Source organism: Catenibacterium sp. AM22-6LB, assembly GCF_003435615.1.
GTDB lineage: Bacteria > Bacillota_I > Bacilli_A > Erysipelotrichales > Coprobacillaceae > Catenibacterium > Catenibacterium mitsuoka_A.
This window is the reverse complement of sequence record NZ_QTUM01000048.1, coordinates 18,737-19,899: the sequence shown is the minus strand read 5'-3', so window position 1 is coordinate 19,899 and position 1,163 is coordinate 18,737. Positions and strand designations below refer to the sequence as shown.

The 1,163-nt window shown below is 29.6% G+C and carries 2 protein-coding genes; one reads left to right on the top strand and one right to left on the bottom strand.

Annotated features, from left to right (window positions below):
- The first annotated feature begins 147 nt into the window (after positions 1-147).
- Positions 148-519: a hypothetical protein gene (locus tag DW269_RS12555; protein WP_117548147.1), complete on the top strand. Its 372-nt coding sequence runs from the start codon at positions 148-150 to the stop codon at positions 517-519.
- A gap of 107 nt (positions 520-626) precedes the next feature.
- Here DW269_RS12555 and DW269_RS09685 read toward each other — a convergent pair whose 3' ends face one another.
- A complete protein-coding gene (locus DW269_RS09685) occupies positions 627-923 on the bottom strand; it encodes a hypothetical protein (protein WP_022424232.1) in 297 nt (98 codons plus the stop codon).
- Positions 924-1,163 lie beyond the last annotated feature (240 nt).

The following is a 1,163-nucleotide window of genomic DNA, read 5'->3' as shown; positions in this document are numbered from 1 at the left end:
TTGCGAATTATGCTGCAAAACAAAAGCACCGTTATGGTGCTAATGTTTGATTATTTTTGGGACATTATCAATTTCGGTTGACACAAAAATATTGTAAGCGTTGACATTTATTTTACGTTTATTTCAGGACTTATTTCGGTTCTATCTATGGAGGAAATTAATCGTACTCCTGCAATACTTTTAACTAGAACTATAGACAAAGACCACTGCATCAGATTCCAGAGTAAATACTATTTTCCAGTAACTGAAAACGGTGACAGAAGATACTTTGCAAGAAAGACTGACTGCATGGTCATTGAGTCATTTGATCGACAGTTTCTGGCAAATATCGCTGATAAGCTTTATCTAATGGAAGAAGTACCCAAACATGAACTAGTATCAAAGGAATTTGATGTTCCTAAGGAAGCACCTAAGAAAGAAAAGAAAAAGTATATTCCTCCAATGAATCATCCATGGAGAAAAGACAGCTTTGCGAATTATGCTGCAAAACAAAAGCACCGTTGTGGTGCTCATGTTTGATTATCATTAAAATTTAGGAAACACCTAATTATTTTAAATCACCTTTATTTATTGCTCGTTACAGTCCCCTTTTTCATTGTTTTCTGCATAAGTTCTTTCTATTATAACTATTTCATTTCAAAAAGTATTATCAGCAATATTGTTAAACCAATATGTAATCCAAACCAACCAAACCAAGCTATTCCAAATGTACTAGATAACCACACACAAACAAAATATCCTATAACAGCGACTACAGGTGTATATTTCCATTCTTTATATACAAGATAACTTAAAAACAAATAAAATAATGTAATAAAAATATTTGTATAATCATCATCAATATTGCTTAGTAATACTGAAAAATTAATAATATTAAATATTAAAAGTACAAAAGATAATAATAATCGTCTGATTTTCAACATATAAGTTTACTCCCTTTACCAAAATAATTGCGGATATATTGCTCTGCTTTGTGTGTCATCTATAATTTCAATTGCTTTTATATCTGAAAATGTATTTTTTATCTGTATTAAATTCTCATAAGTGTTTTTCTTATCAGTTTCCACAAAGCAAATTGATAAAATTCCCTTTTTAAAATTATTCGCTAAGTTCAAGAAAAATGTTGCTACTAGATCATCAAATTTAGGTTAACATCAGATTTT